We start from the raw sequence: 24412 nt of genomic DNA on the forward strand, positions 1-24412 counted from the left end.
TTGCACTTTTACTTATTAATAGTCGTAGGCCTGTCCGGTGCATAAAACAGATAGGTCGCAGTACGATACAGAGGTTTCACTACAAGAATTAATAGTAAAAGCATTTCCGCCCCTGCGCATAGCATCAGCTTTAAGTAAATCAATCGCGTTTGATTTAGAGCGATTGTAGTTTACATTATTGTTGCCCATACCGTCGCCATCACAGCTTTCACCTTCTATTCGGCCTAAAAGTGTTGCGCCACTTTCGTGTGCTTCTTGGTCGCTATAAAATTGCTGTAAATCTCTTTTATTAACGTAGGTGCCAATTTCTTGAGATAAAACACCGTTGTCTATGTCTGTATGATAGGTCATTCCTGAACAACCGGTTATTGTGGCCAGCACTGTTATTGCCGCTATAAAACGTAGCATATTTATTAGTCCTTTAATTTATTATTTAAAGTAGTAAATTACTAATAAAATCAAATGCTGGCAATGTTTGCTAACGGGTAAATTGTTAGCATTTGTAAATGTATTTAGATTTTACTGAGCATAGGGTAAGTAAACAAAAAGAAGTGGCAAACATTAACTAACCAATGGCATATAATGGCCCACTCTAAGCGCTGCGTTTTATAAAAAATATAGCTATATCCTAAGCCTGCAATAAATGAAACCAATACATAGTTAAATCCTCCAGCAAAATGCGCCAAAGCAAACACTGCTGCTGTCATTATTGGGGCAAGTAACGCTAGGCGGGTAGATGAGATTATTTGGCTAAGTTTGGTTTGTAATAAACCTCTAAACAAAGCTTCCTCAGTTACACAGGTAAATAAAAGATTAATAGCAATAAAGGCTAACCAAAAGTTGGGCACTTTTGGGTTAAAGCTTACAAGTCCAAGTGTTAAAGCCGCAGTGAGCGAAGCTAAAACAGTAGCAATAATTATAAAAATAGGTTGTTTAACGTTTAATGGGCCTGCTTTATTAGAGTCTGCTTTTAAAGCTTTTTTACTCGAATAAAAGTAAGCACAAAGGAATAACCCAGCCATAGCTTTATCAAAATTAGCATAAAGGGTAAAAGCAATCGCATCGCTTGTAATACGCTCATCTATAACAATAGAGAGGTTATTAAAACCAGGCACCCAATGAAGTGCTAATACCAGTGAGGAAATTATAAAAACAGTACCTAAAATAGCGCGTATTATTGCCCGCTTTGCATTTAGCACACAGTAGTATAAAACAACGTAAAGCCCAGTGCTGAGCAGAGCATACAAATTTATATAACCTTGAAAATACCCACTTACTACACTTAAGGCCATTAAGTAGTGCCAAAGGGGTTGCCGCATTATTGATATTTTGCAGTACGGAAAAACACATATAATTGATAGTGCTAATAAATAAAAGGTCATTGTTTTTTATTACTCTGTTTTATTTAGCCATTAATCTAACAGATTCGACCTCTCAATATTTTTTTTCTGGTAATATAGATAGGTTATAAGCAGTTTAAGCAGTGAACAAACTATGTTAAGTCCTTTTTTTCAGCAGCATGCTGATTATGTTTCTATCTCTCGTGAGCAGGGTTGTCGCTTCGCTAAATGCGTTGCTGATGATTACAATCCACTTCATGACAAAGATGCCAAAAAGTTTTGCGCGCCAGGAGACTTACTTTTTTCATTGGTACTAGACCGCTACGGTATTAGTGAACAAATGGAATTTACTTTTGCCGGTATGGTTGATGAAAACACCAAACTACATTTCCCTGAGGGAGCCGATGAGTTTGATGTTACCAATGGCGAAAAAGTAATTTTAAAGGTAAAGCGCAGCGGTAAAACCAGCCAATGCCCAGCACTAACTAATAGTCTAATAAAAAATTATGTTGAGTTTTCTGGTACTACCTTTCCGCATGTAATTATCCCATTAATGGGCAAGCAAGAGGTAATGATAAACCCTGCTCGTCCGATGGTAATTTACGAATCAATGCTTATTAATCTTGATAACCTTGATATAACAGCGCCAGTACTTGAATTTGCAGAGCCAAGCTTTGAGTACGCAGGTAAGCGCGGAAAAATTACACTACGTTTTAACCTGTTAGAAAACGGCGTTAAAGTGGGTTGTGGTGAAAAGCACATGGTGGTTTCGGGTATTCGCGAATACTGCCAAGCAACAGTTGACGATTTAATAGCGTTTTACAACGAACGTAAAGCAACACTAAAGCCAGCTTAAAGCTACAGCAAATTATAAAAGGCGCTAAATACAACGGTTATTTAGCGCCTTTTTTATTGTTTTTAGCGCTAAAGCGAAAGAGAGCAATCACGATTAAATACTTTTCTGGACTGGTTAATTTACGCAGTACAGTAATATGCGTACAATAGCGCTCTTTGTTATTTTAAAGCTAAGCCTATGTCTGCCACTACGTTCTCATCACTTAATCTCGACCCGTTATTATTAACAGCGATTGAGCAAAATAATTACACTCAACCAACCGCAATTCAGATTAAAACTATTCCGCCTATTTTAGCCGGAAGTGATGTAATGGGCAGCGCGCAAACAGGTACGGGTAAAACCGCCGCCTTTGTTTTACCTTTATTACATAAGCTTTTAAATACCCCTAAAAAAGATGAGCAAGGCCTTGCCCGCGTTGTAATTTTAACGCCAACCCGTGAGCTTGCTCAGCAAGTATTTGCAAGCTTTGAAAAGTACGCACAAGGCACTAATATCAATGGCGCTTTAGCCTATGGTGGCGTAAGTATTGGCCCTCAAATAAAAGCACTCAAAACAGCGCAAGTTATAGTGGCAACACCTGGGCGTTTGCTTGATCATATAGTTAAAGGCAGTGTGGTACTTTCAAGCGTAGACTCCTTAGTGTTTGACGAAGCTGACCGCATGCTTGATATGGGCTTTATTGATGAAATTAGACGTATATTGCGACATATCCCGGGCGATCGCCAAACTTTACTATTTTCAGCTACGTTTGATGACAGCGTGTTTGAACTCAGTAAAAAGTTACTTAAAAACCCAGAACTAATTGAAGTTGATAAACGTAACTCAGCTGCGGTTGAAGTAGAGCAAGTTATTTACGCTGTAGATGAAGACCGTAAGCGCGAACTTGTATCGCACATGATTGGCATGAAAAACTGGCGCCAAGTGCTTATTTTTACGCGCACAAAACAAATGGCCGATCAGCTTGCTAAAGAAATGTGTAAAGATGGGTTAAAAACCGAATCAATCCATGGCGATAAATCGCAAGGCGCACGTGACCGTGCATTGCAAAACTTTAAAGAAGGTATTACACGCGTACTTGTTGCAACCGATGTCGCTGCGCGTGGTTTAGATATTTCTACACTTAGATACGTAATTAATTTTGAACTGCCGTACATTGCCGAGGATTATGTGCACCGTATTGGCCGTACAGGTCGCGCTGGTGAACAAGGGCTTGCTATGTCATTGGTAAGTCTTGATGAGCAATGGCTGCTAGAAGAAATTGAAGTATTACTCGATACGCGTTTAACGCCGCAGTGGTTAGAAGGTTACGAGCCTGACTTAAATAAAAAGCCCAAAGATAATCGTAAAAATACGAATAAATCTCGAAAAGATCGCGATAAAAAACGCATTACAGGTAAAAGAGAGCCAAGTAGACGTCGTAAATAATAGCTTTTAGTTTACTTTTTTGCCTATACTGGAGCTATTAAATAGCCGAGGTAAAGTTAATGTTTGAAACTGATAAATGGGCATTCTCTGGTGTTGATGGCCAAATATCTTTGCATAAATGGCAAAAAACAATGGACCTTATCACGGGGCTTTTTTCAGCCCCGTCTGGTTATATAGTTCAGGCAACAAGCAAAGGCTATCGCGTTGTTATTAGAAATAACGAAGGTGGCTCAAGCTTTGAAACCAACCCGATACTTCCCCCTCAAACTCCTCTTTTTTGTCGGCACGTCGCTGAAACTAATAATATTTTATATGTTAATGATGCAAGCAATAACGATGCATGGAACACCCTCCCAGAAGTAGTTGAGGACGGTGTTGAATCCTACCTAGGCTTACCTATTCATTGGCCAGAAGGTGAAGTATTTGGCACGCTATGCTTAAAAGACACTAAAATAACTAGCTATACCGATGAATACTTTGAGCTCATAGAGCAACTACGCGATTTAATTGAAGACGACCTAGCGCTTGTTTACAGCTATGAACAAATGCGCGAAATAGCCATGTTAGACTCATTAACAGACATTTATAATCGCCGAGCACTTAACTTACTAGCTCAGCAAAAGCTTAATTTAGCACTGCGTTTGGGCTTCGACGTATGTTGCTTGTTTATTGATATAAACGACTTTAAAAAATTAAACGACACCTTTGGACATGAAGTAGGTGACAAAGCCTTAATTATTTTGGCGGATACGCTAAAAAACCATTTAAGAGATGCCGACATAGTAGGGCGTTTAGGTGGTGATGAGTTTGTTGCAGTAATGCAATTAAGCGATAAAAGCAAAATTAGCTACATCATGGATAAAATATCCTCTGAGTATACAAATGCTTTACTAAAAGAAAGTGTTTGCGATTTATCGCTCAGCATTGGTTATAGTTTTACTAATAAACAAAAGCAGCCCTTTGAAGCGCTATTAAATGATGCAGACCACGCAATGTATAAAAATAAACAAGCGTATAGACTCGCTAAAAAAGCACAATAATAAAAGTAAGTTCGTCATGACTCATGCCACAAAAACTTAGCTAGTTTTTTCTGCGATAGGTTTTATTTTTGGTGTTATGTGCTCCTCTATGGGGTTTGCCTTAAAAAGGCTTGAGAGTAATAACCAAAAATAGCTTCAATGAATAGCTTAAGCTGCAAATTTTTACTTGTACTTCTTAATTTATTTTTCAAAGTACGGACATAAAAAAGCAAGCCATGAGGCTTGCCAAGAAGGGTGTTAATTAGCTCTTACCTAGCCTTTAAGCTATTAGCTTTTCAGCAAGATTTAATTCCATAATAGCTTTTAATAAACGGTATAAGTTAATTGATGCATCAATTTCTTCTTTACGGTTTGTTAAGCTTTCAATATTTAAGCCCAGCGGTACATCTAAATGCGCACAGCTTTTAAGTATTAAGTCGAGGTTTTCGCGGCAAATACGGACCGATTCGCTTAATGTATTGTCTGCATCAAGCATGCGCCATTTTGTTGCCTCTGGCACTGAGATACCCAACCATTGCATAAATTCTAAGGTTTTTTCGCCGCCGCACGGGGTAAACGTTAATATAATACGTTGTGGTGTAATACCCTGCGCTTTACATGTACGTGCGTAGCTAGTGATTAGCTCTATAGTCGCTTGTGCATCGTAAACAGCTTGCGATATAAAAAACTGACAACCTTGTGCTGTTTTTTCTATTAATCGTTCGTGCTCATTTCGTTTACTTGAATGGCGCTCGGCAATCGTAACGCCACCTAAAAAGAAATCATCTGATTGCTCAGCCAATGCTTTATAAGCATCTGGCAGGCTTAGCTTTATATCGCCTATCGATGATGGGCTACCTACTAAAACAACATTTTGTAAATCGTAGTCGTTTTTAGTTTCACTTAGCCAATCTTTAAATTCGCCTACGCCACGCTGCGCCACACTTTTATAAGTAATTACATCTTGTGCAGATAAATTACGAAGTAAATGGCTGTATTCACGCGGATCAACGGTTTGTTTAAACGCAAATGGACGGTCTTGATTAGTTCGGCTGCTTTCGTCTTGAATGTCGTAAATTATCACGCCGTCGTATTCAATTTCGTGTAAGCGACCTAATAGCTTTTCTGCAATGGTTTTTAATTGCGCTTTATCGGTGCCAATTTTAGGCGGGGTAGTACCAATAAGATAAACACCTTGATTGGTGTCCACTATCTTCTCTTTTAGTGATAAAGCCATAATCCTCATTCCAGCTAAGTTTGTTTTGATGGATTTAATATAGCAGCCATTTAGACGTCTAGATAGATTTATTTAATGAAAGTTTTTCAATTAACATGATGTTTATTCATAGTGCTTGTTCCCATAATTTATAATTGACACAGTTGTTTACATAATAAATTCCCTTGGGGCTCTTATATTTATTGGCTTTGGGGCATAATTAAAGAGTTAAATCTGACAACAAATTTGCTCAATTTAAAAAGGGACAACAATGAAATTTAAATTATTAGCAACCAGCTTAGCGGTATCGCTGGCCTTAACGGGTTGCGCCATGCAACAAAACCAAAGCACGCAAACAACAGCACAACAAGAACAAGTAAATAAAGCTGATGACCGTGTTTTTTCACAAGATTACTTAATTGAAGAGCTAGAAAACGGCTTACGTGTCATGGTTGTTAAAACCGATTACCCTGATGTCGTGTCGCTGCAAATTCCGGTATCGGTTGGATCGCGTAACGAAGTTGAAGAGGGCAAAACAGGCTTTGCTCACTTTTTTGAACACATGATGTTTAAAGGCTCACAAAAATACCCTGAAGATGTGTACTCAGACATATTAAAAAATTCAGGTGTTGATAACCGCGCATATACAACAAACGATTACACAAATTACCATTTAAACTTTTCAAAGCAGCACCTTGATAAAGTACTTGAGCTTGAAGCTGATATTTTTCAAAACTTAACCTACACCGAAGAGCAATTTAGAACAGAAGCGCAAACAGTAAAAGGTGAGTACTTAAAAAACAACGCGAGCCCAATTCGTAAATTATTAAGCGCTGTACGCGAAAAAGCGTTTGATAAGCACACGTATAAACACACCACTATGGGCTTTTTTAAAGACATAGAAGCCATGCCTGATCAAATGGCCTATGGTAAAGAATTTTTTGCTAAGTTTTATAAGCCTGAGTATGTGTCACTTGTCATCGTGGGCGATGTAGACCCACAAGCAACAATGGCAATGGTTAAAAAGCATTGGGGCAGCTGGAAAAAGGGTAACTATGTTGCTGACATTAAAGCAGAACCTGTTCAACAAGCACCAAAATATTTACACCAGCAAGATGAAGCGCTACCAGGGCATTGGTTACTCGTATCGTACAAAGGCGCTGCGTGGGAGCCTGCTAAAAAAGACAGAGCGGCGCTTGATTTAATCTCACAGCTTTATTTTTCTAGTAATTCAGATTTATATCAAGAGCTAGTGGTCGACAAACAAATTGCCAGCCAAATGTTTACCTATAACCCAGAGACTAAAGATCCGGGTTTATTACACGTATTTGTTAAAGTAGAAAACGCAGGCGATTTAGCCACTGCGCGCGATGCCATTAATCGAACTTATGCAAAAGCACGCACTGAGCTTGTTGATGAGCAAAAGCTAAGTGATTTAAAATCGAATCTTAAATACAGCTTTATTAATGGCTTAGATTCGTCGCAAGCGATTGCATCAACCCTTGCCAGCTACATGCATTTTGAGCGCGATCCTGAGGTTATAAACCAGCTGTATAAATCGGCAGATAACATCACCAGCGCAGATATTAAAGCCGTTGCTAATAAATACTTTACTGATAACGCACGTACCACATTAACAATGTCGGCACTTGATAAAGCCCCAGGTTTTGAGCAAGAAGTTAATTTAAATGCGCTTACTGCAAAGCTTGAACAAGCACCTGCGGCACCTGCATTTAAAGTACTTGATAAAACCAATAGCTCGCCGTTAATCGATGTTAACTTTTTATTCAATACCGGCGCGGCTGCCGACCCTCAAGGCAAAAAAGGTGTTGCAGCGCTCACTGCGGCAATGCTTGCACAAGGTGGCTCAGAGGCGACAAGCTATAAAGATATTCAAAAAGCACTTTATCCGCTTGCAGGTAGCTTTGGTTATCAAATAGATAAAGAAATGCTGTCGTTCCAAGGGCGTATTCATAAAGACAATGCAGCGCAGTGGTATTCACTTGTGAGCGATCAATTATTAAACCCAGGCTTTAGAGACGATGACTTTAAACGCCTTAAAAAAGAAATGATCGATGGTATTAAATCAGGCTTAAAAGCATCTAACGATGAAGAGCTAGGCAAAGAAGTGCTATACAGTGCACTTTACAAAAATCACCCTTACGAAAGTTACAACTACGGTGATATTTCGGATTTAGAAGCGTTGACGCTAGATGATGTTAAAGCGTTTTATAACAGCGAGCTTACGCAATCTAAACTCACGGTTGGCTTAATTGGGGCTGTGCCTGCAAACCTTAAAGCTAAAATGATGAGCGATTTTGCAACGCTACCAAAAGGTGAGCAAAGCCGTTTAAGTATTCCTGATGCGCCAGTGCTTAAAGGTCATCATGCAACTATTGTAGAAAAGTCAGCGCAATCGACGGCGGTATCGTTTGGTTTCCCTATTGATACAATAAGAAGTAGCGAAGACTGGACAGCCCTTTGGCTTGTGCGTTCGTACTTTGGTGAGCACCGTAGTTCTAACAGCTTTTTATATGAGCGCATTCGTGAAACTCGCGGCATGAACTATGGCGATTACGCATACATTGAATACTTTCCACGTGGTATGTTTCAAACCAAGCCAGATGCAAACCTAGGGCGCTCAGAGCAAATATTTCAAGTGTGGTTACGCCCACTTCGCTCTAATAACGATGCGCACTTTGCAACACGTACCGCCTTGTTTGAGCTAGATAAGCTAATTAAAAATGGTATGAGCGAAGGCGATTTTGAAGCAACGCGTAACTTTTTAATTAACTTTGTGCCGCAAATGGTCGCAAGTCAAAATCGCCAATTAGGTTATGCACTTGATAGCGAATTTTATAACACAGATAGCTTTGTAAGTTACGTAACTAACAAACTTAAAACGCTAACGCTTGCTGATGTAAATCGCGTTATTAAAGAAAACTTACAAACAGACAATGTTCACTATGTATTTATTACTGGTGACGGCGCTGATATGCAAAAACGTTTAGCATCGCAGCAAACATCGCCAATGATTTACAACACCGATAAACCTGCCGAATTAGTGGTTGAAGATAAAGTAATTGCTGATTATAAATTAGCAATTCCTGCAAAAAATATTGAAGTGATGAAAGTCGATAAAGTATTTCAATAATTTAAGTGTTTTTTAAGCGTTAAAATAATGCCTCGGTGCTATAAGCATCGAGGCATTTTTATTATTTAATAATGAAACTTAATAAACAGTTATACCTAATAACCAGAACAAATAACTAAGGGATTAACACCTTAGTGGTTAAATCCGTTAGACTTGGGAAAAGGCTATTTTATATCAACTTAAGGCAGTGCAGTATTATGCGTCATGCAATTTGGCAACAGCTTCGCGACGAAGCTAACGATGTAGTAAAACGTGAACCATTATTAGCAAGTCATGTTTATTCATGTGTTTTAAATCATGATTGTTTAGGTTCGGCATTGAGCTTTATTGTTGCTAATAAGTTGGCTGATGCGGTGGTATCTGCATTCACTATCCGAGAGCTGTTTGACCAAGCATTTGTAAAATGTGACCGTATGCTATCTTTTGTTGCTGAGGATATTAAAGCTGTAAAAGACCGCGATCCGGCATCAGAAACCTATCTTACGGTTATATTAAATCTAAAAGGTTTTCATGCTATTCAGGCGCACCGTTTGGCTAATTGTTTGTGGCAACAAAATCGCAAAGAGCTAGCGCGCTTTATTCAAAGCCGTAACTCTGAAGTGTTTGGGGTCGATATTCACCCAGCATGTAAAGTGGGTAAAGGCATTATGTTTGACCACGCAACCGGTATTGTTATTGGTGAAACAGCGGTAATTGAAGATAACGTATCAATTTTGCAATCTGTAACGCTTGGCGGTACAGGTAATGAGCAGGGCGATCGTCATCCTAAAATTAGAGCAGGCGTATTAATTGGCGCGGGTGCTAAAGTACTGGGTAATATTGAAGTAGGTGAGGGCGCACGAATTGGTGCGGGCTCAGTTGTACTTAGCAATGTTCCACCACACACAACCGCTGTTGGCGTACCCGCTAAAATTATTGGTCGACCGGATTGTGAGTGTCCGGCGCAAAGTATGAACCAAAACTTTTTAGCAAATCCTGAGCCTGAAAACGAATCGCACACGAGTGCAATGTTATAAGTAACTAAAAATAATAAAACTTAAAAGGAATTAACATGAACAAGAATAGTTTATTGGCTCTAGGGATTGGGTTTATTGCGGGTGTAGGTTTAACTTGGAGCTACTTTAATGCAGCTTCAAGTCATCCAGAATCTGTTAAGTCGCAGCCAAGTTATGAAAAACAGAAAAAGCTTCATACTGAACAACAAAGTAATGAGGTATTGAGTAATGCAGACTCTGCAGTACCTGAGCAAGTCGCTAGTATAGAGCCCGCTGAAGACACGCCTACAACCAATTCAGAAACCCAAATGCTTGATGAACTACCTTTAGAAGAGCAAGTAACTCAGCTTAAGCAGCAACTCGCCGAACAGAAAGCGGCGCTCAAAAGTGTTTTAAAGAAAATGAGGGGCCCTTCAGATTTTGAGCAGATTTTACGTGATAAATTTGAAAATCAAACGCGCGATGAAGAATGGGCTTATCGTACTGAAATGGCATTACAAGATTTTTTATTAACAGCTGATTTATCAATTATTCCTGACGTTGTTAGTGCAAAATGTAAAAAAACAGTATGTGAATTTGAACTTGCCGCCCCCATTGATAACGACACATTTGGTAATGCTCAATGGCGAGAGCTAAACGATAAGTTGATGGAACAAGAGTTTTGGCAACAATTTAAAAGCACTACCTCCACATCGAGCGATAGCGAACTTAAAATGTTGCTAAGTACAGAGCTTTAAATAATTTGTGATTCTATAGAGCCATCGACTAACTCTGTAACTAAAACATCGCCTGTTTTAATTTGCCCCACAGATTTAACTACTTTTCCTTGCTGTGTTTTAGTGATGCTATAACCGCGCGCTAAAACATTAAGCGGACTTACTGAATCTAACCTGCTTGCTTGCAGTGCTAAGCTATTATTCGCTTGTTGTAACTGATGCTGTATAGCTTGGTTTAGCCTAGCTTGTAATTGCGAGAGTTGATGGCTTGCTGAAGCGAGTTTTTTATCAGGTGATTGGCGCATCAAACGCGGCGTTAAGTTATTGAGTGTGCGTTCTTGTTGGTATAAACGATTACGCATAGCTTGTTGCAGCGCAATGCTTAGCTCATCCAAACGTTGTGATTTTTGACTAAGCTGATTACGCGGATGACACAAATTAAGGCGGTGTTGTAACTGCGTTGCTAATGCGCGTTTATCGGCAATACCGTGCTTAAACGCGTTAGATAAACGATTAACTAATTGTGTTACTTTGTTGTGTAACTCTTGCGTATTTGGGCTTACAAGCTCAGCTGCGGCTGATGGAGTGGCTGCACGAACATCAGCAACGTAATCGCTAATGGTTGTATCTATTTCATGGCCTACTGCACTTACTATCGGTAATTCACTTTCAAAAATAGCTCGTGCGAGCTGTTCGTGATTAAAACACCATAAATCTTCAAGTGATCCGCCGCCTCGTCCTAAAATAAGTACGTCTACTTCATCACGAGCATTAGCTAATTCAATTTGATTAATTAAATGTAGGTGTGCTTCTTTGCCTTGTACCATAGCAGGGTAAATGATTACCTCTAGCTGCGGCGCACGGCGTTTAAGTACCGTTAAAATATCTTTTATAGCAGCGCCGGTTGCAGAGGTAATAACACCAATACGATTAATGTTTTGCGGAAGTGGTTTTTTATACGCAGAGCTAAATAATCCTTCGGCGGCCAAACGCATTTTAAGTGCATCGAATTCTTGTTTTAGCTGACCTTCGCCGGCCGGTTCCATATGCTCAACAATAAGCTGGTAGTCACCGCGAGGTTCATAAAGTGATACACGCGCTTTTACTGTAACTTGCGCGCCATTTGCAGGGCGATAGCTTTGGTTGCGATTATTCCCACGCCACATAGCGGCTTTAATTTGTGCCTTATCGTCTTTTAACGAAAAGTACCAATGTCCAGATGCAGGGGTAATAAAGTTAGAAATTTCGCCCGTGAGCACTAAAGATGCAAAACCTTGCTCAAGGATTGTGCGAATTTCTCTATTAAGGCGCGACACGGTGTAAACCGTCTGCGAAGGCTTCGAAAACATAAAAAACAACCTAAAACTATTTATTGCACTACTTTATCATAAATATTTGCGAAATATTATTTACTCATGCCAACAACGCTGTTAAAATTTGGCCGCAATTCCTTATCTTAGATCCACATGTGAGAAGTTGCCAAAATGCTTAGAATCGCTAAAGAAGCTCTTACCTTTGATGACGTACTTTTAGTACCTGGTCATTCTACTGTTTTGCCACACACGGCAAATATTTCAACTCGCTTAACGCGTGGTATCAAACTTAACTTGCCGCTTATTTCAGCATCTATGGATACTGTTACAGAAGCTCGTTTAGCTATTGCCCTTGCGCAAGAAGGTGGTCTTGGTTTTATTCATAAAAACATGACTATTGAAGAACAAGCGAAAAACGTACGTAAAGTTAAAACCTACGAAGCAGGTATTGTTTCATACCCTGTAACGGTTACTGCCGATTTAACAATTGCAGATGCAATTGAGCTTTCGCACGAAAAAGGTTTTTCAGGCTTTCCGGTTACCGACAGCAATAATGTGCTTGTAGGCATTGTTACTAGTCGTGATATGCGTTTTGAAACTAAGCTTGAACAGCCTGTTTCTACCGTTATGACTAAAAAAGAAAAGCTTGTTACCGTTAAAGAGGGCGCAGCACGCGAAGAAATTTTAGGCTTAATGCACGAACACCGCATTGAAAAAATCTTAGTTGTTGATGATGAATTTAAACTTAAAGGCATGATCACAGTAAAAGATTACCAAAAAGCCCAAGACAAACCTGACGCATGTAAAGATGACCAAGGTCGTTTACGTGTAGGTGCTGCTGTAAGTGTTGGCGCAGGTACTGATGAGCGTATTGCTGCATTAGTAGAAGCGGGTATTGATGTTTTACTTATCGATACATCGCATGGTCACTCTCAAGGCGTTATTGACCGTGTTACTAAAACTCGCAAAGAGTACCCAGACTTACAAATTATTGCAGGTAACATTGCAACGGCTGAAGGTGCGATTGCACTAGCTGATGCCGGAGCGGATGCAGTTAAAGTAGGTATCGGCCCTGGTTCTATCTGTACTACACGTATTGTTACCGGTTGTGGCGTTCCACAAATTACCGCAATTTCAGATGCTGTTGAAGGTTTAAAAGGTCGCGACATTCCTGTTATTGCTGATGGTGGCATTCGTTTTTCTGGTGATATTGTCAAAGCACTTGTTGCTGGTGCATCGTGTGTAATGGTGGGTTCTCTTCTTGCTGGTACAGAAGAAGCACCAGGTGAAGTTGAGTTATACCAAGGCCGTTATTACAAATCTTACCGTGGTATGGGCTCATTGGGCGCGATGGATCAAAAAGAAGGTTCATCAGATCGTTACTTCCAAAAATCAAACGAAGCAGACAAGTTAGTACCTGAAGGTATTGAAGGTCGCGTAGCTTACAAAGGTCCTATTGCAACGATTATTCATCAGCAAGTGGGCGGCCTACGAAGCGCTATGGGCTTAACGGGTTGTGCAACAATTGAAGAGCTAAATACAAAACCACAATTTGTACGTGTTACTTCAGCAGGTATGGGTGAGTCGCACGTTCATGATGTGCAAATCACTAAAGAAGCACCAAATTACCGCTTAGGTTAAGCAGCGTAATTAATTTAATATACTGGGCTTGCTTTGCAAGCCCTCTTTTTAGTCGTTTACATTAACAAACGGCATTTAGCATCAGACTTTACGAGATACTCCATGAGCAAAGATATTCACGATTCACGAATTCTCATTTTAGACTTTGGTTCACAATACACTCAATTAATCGCCCGTCGTGTGCGTGAAATTGGTGTTTACTGTGAACTTTGGGCATGGGATGTGACTGAAGAGCAAATCCGCGAGTTCAACCCACAAGGTATTATTCTTTCTGGTGGTCCAGAATCAACAACACTTGAAAACAGCCCGCGCGCTCCTGAGTATGTATTTAATGCAGGCGTGCCTGTGCTAGGTATTTGCTACGGCATGCAAACAATGGCAGCTCAACTTGGCGGAAGTGTACACAGCTCTGATAAAAAAGAGTTTGGCTACGCACAAGTTGAAAAAGTAGGCAGCTGTGCATTATTTGATGCAATTGAAGACCATATTACTGATGGCGGCAACGGCATACTTGACGTATGGATGAGTCATGGCGATAAAGTAATGGACATTCCAGCTGATTTTACAACAACAGCTAAAACATCTACTTGTCCACATGCTGCAATGTCTAACGAAGAAAAGCGTTTTTACGGCGTACAATTTCACCCAGAAGTAACGCATACTCATCAAGGGTTACGTTTGCTTGAGCGTTTCGCTATTGATATTTGTGGCTGTGAAAAATTATGGACTCCTGCAAAAATCATCGATGATGCTATTGAGCGTATTAAAGAAACTGTAGGTGATGACGAAGTCATTTTAGGTCTATCTGGTGGTGTTGATTCATCAGTTGTGGCTATGCTTATTCACCGTGCAATTGGCGCAAAGCTAACATGTGTATTTGTTGATAATGGTTTACTTCGTTTAAACGAAGGTCAGCAAGTTATGGACATGTTTGGTAATAAATTTGGCTTAAACATTGTTAAAGTTGAAGCTGAAGAGCAGTTTTTAAATGATTTAGCTGGTAAGTCAGACCCAGAAGATAAACGTAAAGCCATTGGTCACACGTTTATTAATGTATTTGATGAGCAAGCCAAAAAGCTTAAAAATGCGAAATGGTTAGCGCAAGGTACAATTTATCCTGACGTTATTGAATCTGCGGCATCTGCCACAGGTAAAGCGCATGTTATTAAATCTCACCACAATGTGGGTGGATTACCAGATGACATGAAAATGGGCCTTGTTGAGCCATTGCGTGAATTATTCAAAGATGAAGTGCGTAAAATTGGTCTAGAACTTGGTTTACCGTACGACATGCTTTACCGTCATCCTTTCCCTGGACCAGGCTTAGGTGTACGTGTACTTGGCGAAATCAAAAAAGAGTACTGTGATTTACTACGCCGCGCAGATGCGATTTTCATCGAAGAGCTACACAAAGCTGAGCTTTACCATAAAGTAAGCCAAGCGTTTACTGTATTCTTACCAGTTAAATCGGTAGGGGTTATGGGCGATGCACGTAAGTACGATTGGGTTGTATCACTTCGTTGTGTAGAAACAATCGACTTTATGACAGCACGCTGGTCACATTTACCATATGAGTTTTTAGGTGTGGTTTCAAACCGTATCATTAACGAAATTGATGGTATTTCTCGTGTTGTTTACGATATTTCAGGTAAACCACCTGCAACTATCGAATGGGAATAATTAATTTTAGTTTTAATTAACTAATTTTAAGTGATTAAAAAACGGCGAATTAGCATGCTAATTCGCCGTTTTGTTTATTTAAAAAGCAGTTGAACTAAAAGAGTGATTTTTCTCTTTACCTTTGGCGAAACTTCTCTATAATTCGTCGTCATTGCAGGGGCGTAGTTCCAATTGGTAGAACAGCGGTCTCCAAAACCGATGGTTGGGAGTTCGAATCTCTCCGCCCCTGCCATTTCTTCTTTACATCGTTTTTATTACTTCTTATATTGTTCAAATGTCTAATCTACTGAGTTGTTATGCATCCACGTTACGCAGCTATTTTTGATATAGAAAATCTTGAACTCAATCAGCATTATTGTTCTCAAACAAATGACCAAGCAGATACTTTATCGCAAAGCACGACAGCTAGTTCTTTAACGATAAATGAGCAACTATTTGCAGACATTAAGCTCAGTGCAGGGGCTATTATTATAAATAGCGTTGTACAGGGTAGTGAGATGCAATTAAACGACAATCAGCTTACATTGCCAACCCCACAGCTCAACGCCTCTGAGAAGCGTGCTTTATGGGCTTTAATGAGTGAACACCTTGATAAACTTTAAATCAGTAGATGAAACTGCAATACCTCAATTAATGACCATCGAAACAGCATGTCATAGCCATCCGTGGACTTTAAATACAATGAGTTCATGTATAGGCGGGCGCTATTTTAATGTTGCCGCATTTGATGAGGTGAGCATGATTGGTTTTTATATTGGTGAAAAAGCAGGGCCTGATTTTACGCTTATGGATATTTGTGTAACACCAAGCCACCAGGGTAAGGGTATTGCAAGGCAGTTGTTAGCCCAGTTTATTGAATATGGTGAACAGCAAAATGCTGAAAACCTCTTTTTAGAAGTACGCGAATCTAATACGCGGGCTATTGCGCTATACGAGAACGCTGGCTTTACAGAGATGTCAGTGCGTAAAAACTACTATCCAAGTGATAATCCGGCCAAAAATGGCTTTGAAGACGCTATTTTAATGGGCATGGCATTAGGTTTAAACTTTTCATAATTAAAGTCGGTGGTTAGCGTTTTAAGCATAGAGCACTAACGCACCGAACTTGTACTATTTTGTAAGTTTTCTTTTAGGTTACTTTGCCACTAATTGCTTGCTCAATGGCTGCTATTAATTTATTTACTAGCTCGTCTCTTGGCACTTTATTGTTACTTTTTAAATTTTCTTCAAGTGCCGCAGCGCTGTGGTAAATCTCATCAAAATTAAAGCATCCAGAACTACCTTTAATACTGTGCGCTATACTTCTTAATGCTTCCCAGTCATTACAATGTTGCAGAGTTTTAACTTCTTCTAAATAAGTAGGTAAGTTGGCTAAATAGTTATCAGTAATTTGCTGAAACTTTTCGCTTTTTAATAAGCTGTCCCACTTATTTTGATTATCCTTTTCAAGATGTAGGTAGCTTACGAGTACATTTTCCAGAGCATCTTTATCAATGGGTTTAGCGAGTGCTTTGTTGCAGCCAGCTTCTAGGTAAGTGCCTATATCGTGGTTCATTACATTAGCAGTAAGGGCAATAATGGGGCCATCGTATGCTGCATGACGAAGCATTTTAGTCGCTTCTAATCCGCCCATTACAGGCATTTGCATATCCATTATAATAAGCTGATAGTCATTAACGAGTGCCATTTCTACAGCTTGTGCGCCATTACTAGCAATATCGGGTTCAAGGCCCCAAGTTTGCAGTAATAATTTAATTAATAGTTGGTTATCAGGGTTATCCTCAGCGACTAAAATATTAGCCTCAAAGTTATTGGTCGCAAACGATAAGAGAGGGTCTTTCTCTGGTATTAACTGGCTTTCTTGCGTTAAAAACTCAAGCATTGGTTGATCATCAGATAACTGACACGACACCCTAATTGTAAAGCGGCTACCAACGCCAACTTCACTTTCAAGCGTTACATCGCCACCAAGTAACAGTGCTAAATTTTTAGAAATACACAACCCAAGGCCTGTACCACCAAAACGACGTGTGGTTGTGGCATCGGCTTGCTCAAACGGTTTAAACACACGCTCTATTTGATGCTCAGACATCCCAATGCCGGTATCTTTAATTACAAATTCTAGCTTTTGACTTGCTTGTAAATAATGCACGCAAATAGACACACTGCCATTTTCGGTAAATTTAACAGCGTTATTTGCAATATTTATAAGTATTTGTTTTAAGCGGGTCACATCACTATAAATGGTGCGAGGTAGCGGCAGTTGGTAATCAATATTAAGGGTTAATTGTTTTTCTTGTGCCAGTGGTTGAATAATCGATTCAATGTCATGCACAAGCTGCACTACGTTTAACGCAGACAAATCGACAGCTAGCTTTTCAGCTTCAATTTTAGATAAGTCGAGTATGTTATTTATTAACTCTAGTAAGTGTTTTGAATTACGTAAAATAGTGCTTAGATGTTGTTTGTCGTTGGCTACTTTGTCGTTGTGGAGTAATTGCTCTGTAAAGCCCATAATAGCCGTAAGTGGCGTTCGTATTTCGTGACTCATATTAGCTAAAAAACGACTTTTAAGCTGATTAGCTTGCTCGGCTTGGCCAATTGCAAGCTCTAGTTGGCTGTTCATGGCTTCAAGTGCTTTAGTACGACTTTCTACTTTATCTTCAAGGTGGTGTTTATATTCTTCAAGCTGCTGCTGGTAGTGTCTAATTTGATTAACCATGTGGTTAAAGTCGTTAAACAAAACACCCACTTCGTCATTTGTATGAGCTGGTAAGTGCACCGACAAATCGCCATCACCAACACGGTGGCTTGCAGCACCTAGTAATTCAATTGGATTAAGTAGTAAATTACGTACCACTATAAAAATTAATATTGGCAGGGTGATTATCGAAATAATAACAATTAAGCCTGTTATTAGGCTTATGGCTTTACCAGATTGATAAAGCACACCTTTGGGAATGGTTGAAACGTAATAATATCCACCGGGCATTTGTACGGCAAAAATCATTCGCTCTATTTTATCTATGCTTGAGAGTTCAATGGTAGAAAGCATGCCTATATCGGCAAGATCATGTACTTGGTTAAGTTCATATTCGCTTATGTATTGGCCGCGCATGTTGTAGTCAGAGCTAAATAAAATTTTCCCGTCTTTGGTCAACATTAAATTAAGTGTGTTGTTATATGGCGCTTCTAAAATACTGGAGTTGAGTATTGAAGGCTCTATATGTATTACAATAAAACCAAGCTGCTGTGGACGTTTCAAGTAGTAATCAACGCTGTCAATTCGTTGAATGAAATATAAGCTCGTGGTGCCATCGTCCTTTTGAATCATAAATTGCTGTGTACTTAAATTACTTTGCAATACTCGATTAAAAAATGGATAGCTTTTAGGCGCTGTTGTTAGGTTATTAGAGTAGTAGGCATCACTTTTCCCACTTGCTGAAACTAAATTAATGCTAATTATATCTGGATAAGCTTCGCTGTAACTGGCAAATACATCCATAAGCGCGCCAAGTTTTCGGGTGTAATTACCGTTGGCACTAATATCGTTTGCTAAAAAGTCACTAAGTACTGGCGAATTTGAAAGTAGTTTTGCAGTAGAGTGAAAAGAGTCGATATAGTTGAATATTTTTTGCTGTTGTTGCTCAACAAAACGGCTCATTATTAAATCAGCTTGTTTTTGTGTTGAATTAGTGACATTGGTGAGCGTAAAGCCACCTAAAAATAGCAGTGGCAGAATAACAAGAGGTGTTATATACCATAATAATCTTATACTTAACTTACTGGTTTTCATGACCAAACGACTTATCCTCCATGCAATCTGCCAATAATATGCGTTACGACCTGATTACACAAGCTTATAGCGGTCTTGGTGGCTAAATTACAATCATTAGTTGCATGATCTTTAGCTCTTTTTTTTATGTTTAAGTTATTTAAATTTAACAAGTTACATGGATATAATATTAATTCGCTGTTTAAAAACTTACATAGTTTTACATCTTTTAAAGTCAATAACTAAAGTTGATGCATTGCCAGGCGTGACATTAAAAGGACACGTTGACAGTCTAAGTCCAGCAAGTGGTGTAAGTTACTCCACTATTGATGCGCATAATGCGACAGGCAACTTTACTAAAATAGCGCAGCGCCTACCGGTAAAGATTAGTTTAGATGCTAAGCAGCCTTTACTTAGTCAACTACGTGTTGGAATGTCGGTTGTACCTACTATTGATGTTGTTAAGTAACTACTCATTTTTATTTAAACGATCTACGAGCAAATTGTAGGTCGTTTAAATATCGCTTGCTGTACACATTTATTTTAAAGCTAAGATATTTTTAAGTAGATAGCACACTTTTATACCGACTCCTGTTACAATTGCCATTATTAAAAAATCAACTATTGACGCTTTATTATCAGCTGTTTGCAACGTGAAAATCAGCGAGAATAGTAGTTAATTACGATCAACATAACGGGTTTACTCGCAGACGCTTATTAAAATGCATTCAACCCCGCATATAAACTAAAAGAATTTATCAATGGCAGACCAGACTATTATCAATGAAATCAGCAAGCGAAGGACCTTTGCTATCATCTCTCACCCGGATGCTGGTAAAACAACGATTACCGAAAAAGTATTGTTATTCGGACAAGCTATTCAAAGAGCTGGTACTGTAAAAGGTCGCGGCTCTAACCAGCATGCTAAATCTGACTGGATGGAAATGGAAAAAGAGCGTGGTATATCAGTTACTACGTCTGTAATGCAATTTCCATATAACGACGCACTTGTTAATTTACTTGATACGCCAGGACACGAAGATTTCTCTGAAGATACGTACCGTACATTAACAGCAGTAGATTCGTGCTTAATGGTTATTGATGCGGCTAAAGGTGTAGAAGACCGTACCCGTAAGCTAATGGAAGTTACACGCCTGCGTACCACACCTATTGTTACATTTATGAACAAATGTGACCGTGATATTCGTGACCCAATGGAAGTGCTGGACGAAGTTGAAACAGAGCTAAATATTGCCTGTGCACCCATTACTTGGCCAATTGGTTGTGGTAAAGAGTTCAAAGGTGTTTATCACATTCATAATGATGAAGCTGTTTTATATAAAACGGGCCAAGGTCATAAAATTCAAGATGTTCGCACAATTAAAGGCCTTGATAATCCAGAGTTAGATATAGCCATTGGTGAAGACTTAGCTGCGCAGTTACGTGATGAGCTTGAGCTTGTTATTGGTGCATCAAACGAATTTGATTTAGATCTGTTTTTAGCCGGTGAGCTTTCGCCAGTTTATTACGGTACCGCACTTGGTAACTTTGGTGTTGATCACGTGTTAGATGGTTTAACTAAGTGGGCGCCAACGCCATTACCACGTGAAACCGAAGACAGACTAATTGTTGCAACTGAAGAAAACTTTACCGGGTTTGTATTTAAAATTCAGGCCAACATGGACCCTAAACACCGTGACCGTATTGCATTTATGCGTATTGTATCGGGTAAGTACAGCCAAGGCATGAAAATGAATCACGTGCGAATTGGCAAGCAAGTGAGCATTTCTGATGCGGTAACCTTTATGGCGGGCGATCGTGAACGTGCCGCAGATGCTTTCGCTGGCGACATTATTGGCTTGCATAACCACGGTACAATTCAAATTGGTGATACGTTCACGCAAGGCGAAAAACTTAAATTTAGTGGTATTCCTAACTTCGCCCCTGAACTATTTCGTCGTATTCGCCTTCGCGATCCGCTTAAGCAAAAGCAATTGCTAAAAGGTTTAGTACAGCTTTCTGAAGAAGGGGCTGTACAGGTATTTAGACCACTTATTAATAACGACTTAATAGTAGGCGCGGTAGGCGTACTTCAGTTTGATGTGGTTGTAGCGCGTTTAAAAGCAGAATATAACGTTGATGCTATTTATGAAGGCGTAAACGTGAATACGGCACGCTGGGTAAGCAGTGATGACGTTAAAAAGTTTGAAGAATTTAAACGTAAATGCGAAAGCAATTTAGCTCTCGATGGCGGTGATAACTTAACTTACATTGCACCGAGCCGTGTAAACCTTAACTTATCGGTAGAGCGTTACCCAGAAGTAACGTTTAGCCATACACGCGAAAACTAGAGCTCATTTACAAGAATTAAAAGAAAACCTGCTTTGGCGGGTTTATAAAGGTAAAAAAATATGAATATTCGTACTATTTTAATTGAAAAAGCCATTGCAGCTATGGTCGGTGCAGGCTTACCTGAAGACACAAACCCGGCAGTAACGCAAAGCACGCGTCCACAATTTGGTGATTACCAAATTAATGCAGCCATGGGCGCAGCTAAAAAAATGAAAAGCAACCCGCGTGAGCTTGCACAAAAAATTATTGATAACCTTGATGTAAGCGATATTGCACAAAAGACTGAAATTGCGGGTCCAGGTTTTATTAATATTCATTTAAAGCCTGAGTTTTTAGCGCAAAGCGTGAAAGCGGCTAACAATGATGCAAAACTAGCTGTAAACGAACATGCTAAGCCACAAAAAGTAGTTGTTGATTATTCATCACCAAACCTAGCTAAAGAAATGCACGTAGGTCATTTACGTTCAACTATTATTGGTGACTCAATTGTACGTGCGCTTGAATTTAGAGGCGATACGGTTGTGCGTCAAAATCACATGGGTGATTGGGGGACGCAATTTGGTATGTTAATCGCGCATTTAGAAGATCAAATTAGTCAAGGCGTTGACTTAGATACTGTTGCGCTTGCTGATTTAGAAACTTTTTACCGCGATGCTAAAAAACGCTTTGACGACGAGGAAGGCTTTGCAGATAAAGCACGTGACTACGTTGTTAAATTACAAGGCGGCGATGCGCATTGTGAAAAACTTTGGAAACTATTTATAGCCACCTCAGTTAAACACTCTGAAGAAGTATACAAGCGTTTAAATGTAACGCTTACCCAAGCCGATATTATGGCTGAAAGCGCATACAACGCAGAGCTTAACGATATTATTAGCCTACTTAAAGATAAAAACATTGCCGTAGAGTCGCAAGGCGCGCAAGTGGTGTTTTTAGATGAGCTAGCTAATAAAGATGGCGAGCCATCAGCGTTTATCGTACAAAAATCTGGCGGTGGTTTTTTATATGCAACAACAGACTTAGCGGCATGTGACTACCGTTCAAATAAATTAGGTGCTGATCGCATCTTAATTTTTGTAGATGCACGTCAAAATCTACACTTTAACCAAGTAGAGCTAACAGCGCGTAAAGCTGGTTTATTAAGAGACGAAACAAGTTACGAGTTTTGCCCGTTTGGCACCATGATGGGCGCCGATAATAAACCATTTAAAACACGTACTGGCGGCACAGTAAAACTTGCTGATTTATTAGAAGAATCAATTAACCGCGCAGCAGCAAAATTAGCTGAACGTGAGTCTGATTTAAGTGATAGCGATCGCAGCGAAATTGCCCGTAAAGTAGGTATTGGTGCAGTTAAATACGCCGACCTTTCTAAGCACCGTACCAGTGATTACATTTTTAACTGGGACAGCATGCTAAGTTTTGAAGGCGCAACTGCTCCTTACTTACAATATGCTTATACACGCGTACGCAGTATTTTCCGCAAATCAGGCGTTGATGCTGCTACATTAAATTCAGACGTTGCAATTGTCGAGCCTCAAGAAAAAGCACTTGCACTTAAGCTACTACAGCTCGAAGAAGTACTTGATTTAATGATCAGCGAAGCAACACCGCACGTACTATGTGGTTACTTATACGAGCTTGCAAGCTTATACATGACATTTTACGAAGCCTGCCCAGTACTTAAAGAAGGCGTAGAGCCAAGCGTGCGCGATAGCCGTTTAGTGTTGTGTAATTTGGTTTCTAAAACTCTTGAAACGGGATTGGATTTGCTAGGCATTGAAGTTATGGAGCAAATGTAATCACCGTCGTATTTTAACCTAATACTGCGTTATCCAATCCGACTTACCCTAATCACATACAAACCGTATGTCCATAGGGATAAGTCGGGTTGAATGCCTTGTCTTAGGCTAAACTACTTAGGTGAACCGTCTGCTGCGTGTAGTTCGCTTTGACTGCGTTGTCGTGCTTTTTTAGCCTAAGTCACATACTAAATGTATGCTCCTTGGCATAAAAAGCACTCCGCCTTGTCAGCACTTCTACACTTGCAGATATCTGAGCTGTGTAGTTTGCGTTGTAGGTTGGGTTGAGTGAAACGAAACCCAACGATACACCTGAGACTCTATGTTTACTGCTATGGAATACACCCGAGACTCGGTGTTATTGCTATCGCATATACCTGAATCTTAATATTTTTTATTACTCAATATCTATTGTTTTAAGCTCGCTACTCTAAGCTCTTTTCTAAGTCTTTATTTAAAGGATTTGTTATGAAACTCGAAGATATCCGCCGTGAATACCTGCAAGACGCGTTAAGCGAAGATAACTTGCAAGATGACCCATTCAAGCAGTTTGAAACATGGCTTGAGCATGCTGTAGCAAGCCAATTACCCGATCCAACAGCGATGGTTGTAGCAACTGTTGATGAAACCGGTCAGCCTTCACAGCGTATTGTGCTTTTAAAGCACCTGGATGATAACGGCTTTGTATTTTTTACCAATACAGGTTCGCGTAAAGCGCAGGAGCTTAAAGGCAATAACAAAATTTCCTTGCACTTTCCGTGGCACCACATGGAACGCCAAGTTATTGTATACGGTGAGGCTAAACCATTACCTACCTCTGCTGTGGCAAAGTACTTTTTATCTCGTCCTAAAGAAAGCCAATTAGCAGCGTGGGCATCAGCGCAAAGCCGTCCGGTGTCATCACGTAAAGTACTAATGGAAACCTTTGCTAATATGAAAAATAAGTTTGCTAAAGGTGCAATTCCATTACCTGATTTTTGGGGCGGTTATTGTGTAGTGCCCACTAAAATTGAGTTTTGGCAAGGTGGGGCGCATCGTTTACATGATCGTTTTATGTATCAGCGCCAAGCAGATAATAGCTGGCAAATTACACGCTTAAATCCTTAATAAATAGATGAGTAAGTAACC

The 24412-nt window shown here is 39.7% G+C and carries 19 protein-coding genes and 1 tRNA gene; 15 read left to right on the forward strand and 5 right to left on the reverse strand.

Features of this window, described 5'->3' with window-relative positions; all coding sequences use genetic code 11:
- Nucleotides 1–15: 15 nt before the first annotated feature.
- Nucleotides 16–408: a hypothetical protein gene (locus H5118_RS02465; protein WP_182747676.1), complete on the reverse strand. Its 393-nt coding sequence runs from the start codon at nucleotides 406–408 to the stop codon at nucleotides 16–18.
- A 104-nt stretch (nucleotides 409–512) separates the two neighbouring features.
- Nucleotides 513–1382 carry a CPBP family intramembrane glutamic endopeptidase gene (locus tag H5118_RS02470; protein WP_182747677.1) on the reverse strand — a complete coding sequence of 290 codons (870 nt, stop codon included), beginning with the start codon at nucleotides 1380–1382 and terminating at the stop codon, nucleotides 513–515.
- A gap of 112 nt (nucleotides 1383–1494) precedes the next feature.
- Here H5118_RS02470 and H5118_RS02475 point away from each other — a divergent pair, with 112 nt between their 5' ends.
- From H5118_RS02475 to H5118_RS02485, 3 genes are all read left to right on the forward strand, one after another.
- Nucleotides 1495–2196: a DUF3581 domain-containing protein gene (locus tag H5118_RS02475; RefSeq protein ID WP_039484969.1), complete on the forward strand. Its 702-nt coding sequence runs from the start codon at nucleotides 1495–1497 to the stop codon at nucleotides 2194–2196.
- Nucleotides 2197–2373: 177 nt separating this feature from the next.
- A complete protein-coding gene (locus tag H5118_RS02480; protein WP_182747679.1) occupies nucleotides 2374–3621 on the forward strand; it encodes a DEAD/DEAH box helicase in 1248 nt (415 codons plus the stop codon).
- Nucleotides 3622–3680: 59 nt separating this feature from the next.
- Nucleotides 3681–4661 carry a sensor domain-containing diguanylate cyclase gene (locus H5118_RS02485; RefSeq protein ID WP_182747681.1) on the forward strand — a complete coding sequence of 327 codons (981 nt, stop codon included), beginning with the start codon at nucleotides 3681–3683 and terminating at the stop codon, nucleotides 4659–4661.
- A 259-nt stretch (nucleotides 4662–4920) separates the two neighbouring features.
- On the opposite strand, the gene H5118_RS02490 is transcribed toward H5118_RS02485, so the two are convergent.
- Nucleotides 4921–5877 (reverse strand): methylenetetrahydrofolate reductase, encoded by a 957-nt coding sequence (locus H5118_RS02490; protein ID WP_024597318.1) that lies wholly within the window; start codon nucleotides 5875–5877, stop codon nucleotides 4921–4923.
- 250 nt (nucleotides 5878–6127) lie between these two features.
- On the opposite strand from H5118_RS02490, the gene H5118_RS02495 reads away from it, so the two are divergent.
- From H5118_RS02495 to H5118_RS02505, 3 genes are all read left to right on the forward strand, one after another.
- Nucleotides 6128–9010, forward strand: coding sequence for a pitrilysin family protein (locus tag H5118_RS02495; protein WP_182747683.1), 2883 nt, complete (start codon nucleotides 6128–6130; stop codon nucleotides 9008–9010).
- Nucleotides 9011–9207: 197 nt separating this feature from the next.
- Nucleotides 9208–10026: a serine O-acetyltransferase gene (gene cysE / locus H5118_RS02500; protein WP_002958786.1), complete on the forward strand. Its 819-nt coding sequence runs from the start codon at nucleotides 9208–9210 to the stop codon at nucleotides 10024–10026.
- A 35-nt stretch (nucleotides 10027–10061) separates the two neighbouring features.
- Nucleotides 10062–10742: a hypothetical protein gene (locus H5118_RS02505; protein WP_182747685.1), complete on the forward strand. Its 681-nt coding sequence runs from the start codon at nucleotides 10062–10064 to the stop codon at nucleotides 10740–10742.
- Here H5118_RS02505 and xseA read toward each other — a convergent pair.
- Nucleotides 10739–12070 carry an exodeoxyribonuclease VII large subunit gene (gene xseA, locus H5118_RS02510; protein WP_182747686.1) on the reverse strand — a complete coding sequence of 444 codons (1332 nt, stop codon included), beginning with the start codon at nucleotides 12068–12070 and terminating at the stop codon, nucleotides 10739–10741. The genes H5118_RS02505 and xseA overlap by 4 nt on opposite strands.
- Before the next feature lie 135 nt (nucleotides 12071–12205).
- Here xseA and guaB point away from each other — a divergent pair, with 135 nt between their 5' ends.
- From guaB to rimI, 5 genes are all read left to right on the forward strand, one after another.
- The gene (gene guaB / locus H5118_RS02515) at nucleotides 12206–13675 is read left to right on the forward strand and encodes an IMP dehydrogenase (protein WP_002958783.1); all 1470 of its coding nucleotides are present in this window, start codon (nucleotides 12206–12208) and stop codon (nucleotides 13673–13675) included.
- 102 nt (nucleotides 13676–13777) lie between these two features.
- Nucleotides 13778–15355, forward strand: coding sequence for a glutamine-hydrolyzing GMP synthase (guaA, locus tag H5118_RS02520; RefSeq protein WP_002958782.1), 1578 nt, complete (start codon nucleotides 13778–13780; stop codon nucleotides 15353–15355).
- Between the two features lie 155 nt (nucleotides 15356–15510).
- A tRNA-Trp gene (locus tag H5118_RS02525) sits at nucleotides 15511–15587 on the forward strand.
- Between the two features lie 64 nt (nucleotides 15588–15651).
- The gene (locus H5118_RS02530) at nucleotides 15652–15957 is read left to right on the forward strand and encodes a hypothetical protein (RefSeq protein WP_182694285.1); all 306 of its coding nucleotides are present in this window, start codon (nucleotides 15652–15654) and stop codon (nucleotides 15955–15957) included.
- Nucleotides 15944–16411 carry a ribosomal protein S18-alanine N-acetyltransferase gene (gene rimI, locus H5118_RS02535; protein WP_182694287.1) on the forward strand — a complete coding sequence of 156 codons (468 nt, stop codon included), beginning with the start codon at nucleotides 15944–15946 and terminating at the stop codon, nucleotides 16409–16411. The genes H5118_RS02530 and rimI overlap by 14 nt, the downstream gene beginning before the upstream one ends.
- A 73-nt stretch (nucleotides 16412–16484) precedes the next feature.
- Here the strand turns inward: rimI and H5118_RS02540 are convergent, their stop codons facing one another.
- A complete protein-coding gene (locus H5118_RS02540; RefSeq protein WP_024596082.1) occupies nucleotides 16485–19151 on the reverse strand; it encodes an ATP-binding protein in 2667 nt (888 codons plus the stop codon).
- Nucleotides 19152–19308: 157 nt separating this feature from the next.
- Between H5118_RS02540 and H5118_RS02545 the strand changes: the two genes are divergently transcribed.
- The 4 genes from H5118_RS02545 to pdxH all read left to right on the forward strand — a co-directional run bounded on the left by H5118_RS02545 (nucleotide 19309) and on the right by pdxH (nucleotide 24391).
- The gene (locus tag H5118_RS02545) at nucleotides 19309–19599 is read left to right on the forward strand and encodes a multidrug transporter (protein ID WP_259397878.1); all 291 of its coding nucleotides are present in this window, start codon (nucleotides 19309–19311) and stop codon (nucleotides 19597–19599) included.
- A 292-nt stretch (nucleotides 19600–19891) separates the two neighbouring features.
- Complete coding sequence (prfC, locus tag H5118_RS02550) at nucleotides 19892–21481, forward strand: peptide chain release factor 3 (protein WP_002958776.1); 1590 nt, start codon at nucleotides 19892–19894, stop codon at nucleotides 21479–21481.
- A 60-nt stretch (nucleotides 21482–21541) separates the two neighbouring features.
- Nucleotides 21542–23284, forward strand: a complete 1743-nt coding sequence (argS, locus tag H5118_RS02555; RefSeq protein ID WP_024596080.1) for an arginine--tRNA ligase — start codon at nucleotides 21542–21544, stop codon at nucleotides 23282–23284.
- 468 nt (nucleotides 23285–23752) lie between these two features.
- Entirely contained in the window at nucleotides 23753–24391 is a 639-nt protein-coding gene (gene pdxH, locus H5118_RS02560) for a pyridoxamine 5'-phosphate oxidase (RefSeq protein WP_024596079.1), read from the forward strand.
- The last annotated feature ends 21 nt before the right edge of the window (nucleotides 24392–24412 follow it).

The organism is Pseudoalteromonas sp. SR41-1 (assembly GCF_014164015.1).
Taxonomy (GTDB): domain Bacteria; phylum Pseudomonadota; class Gammaproteobacteria; order Enterobacterales; family Alteromonadaceae; genus Pseudoalteromonas; species Pseudoalteromonas distincta.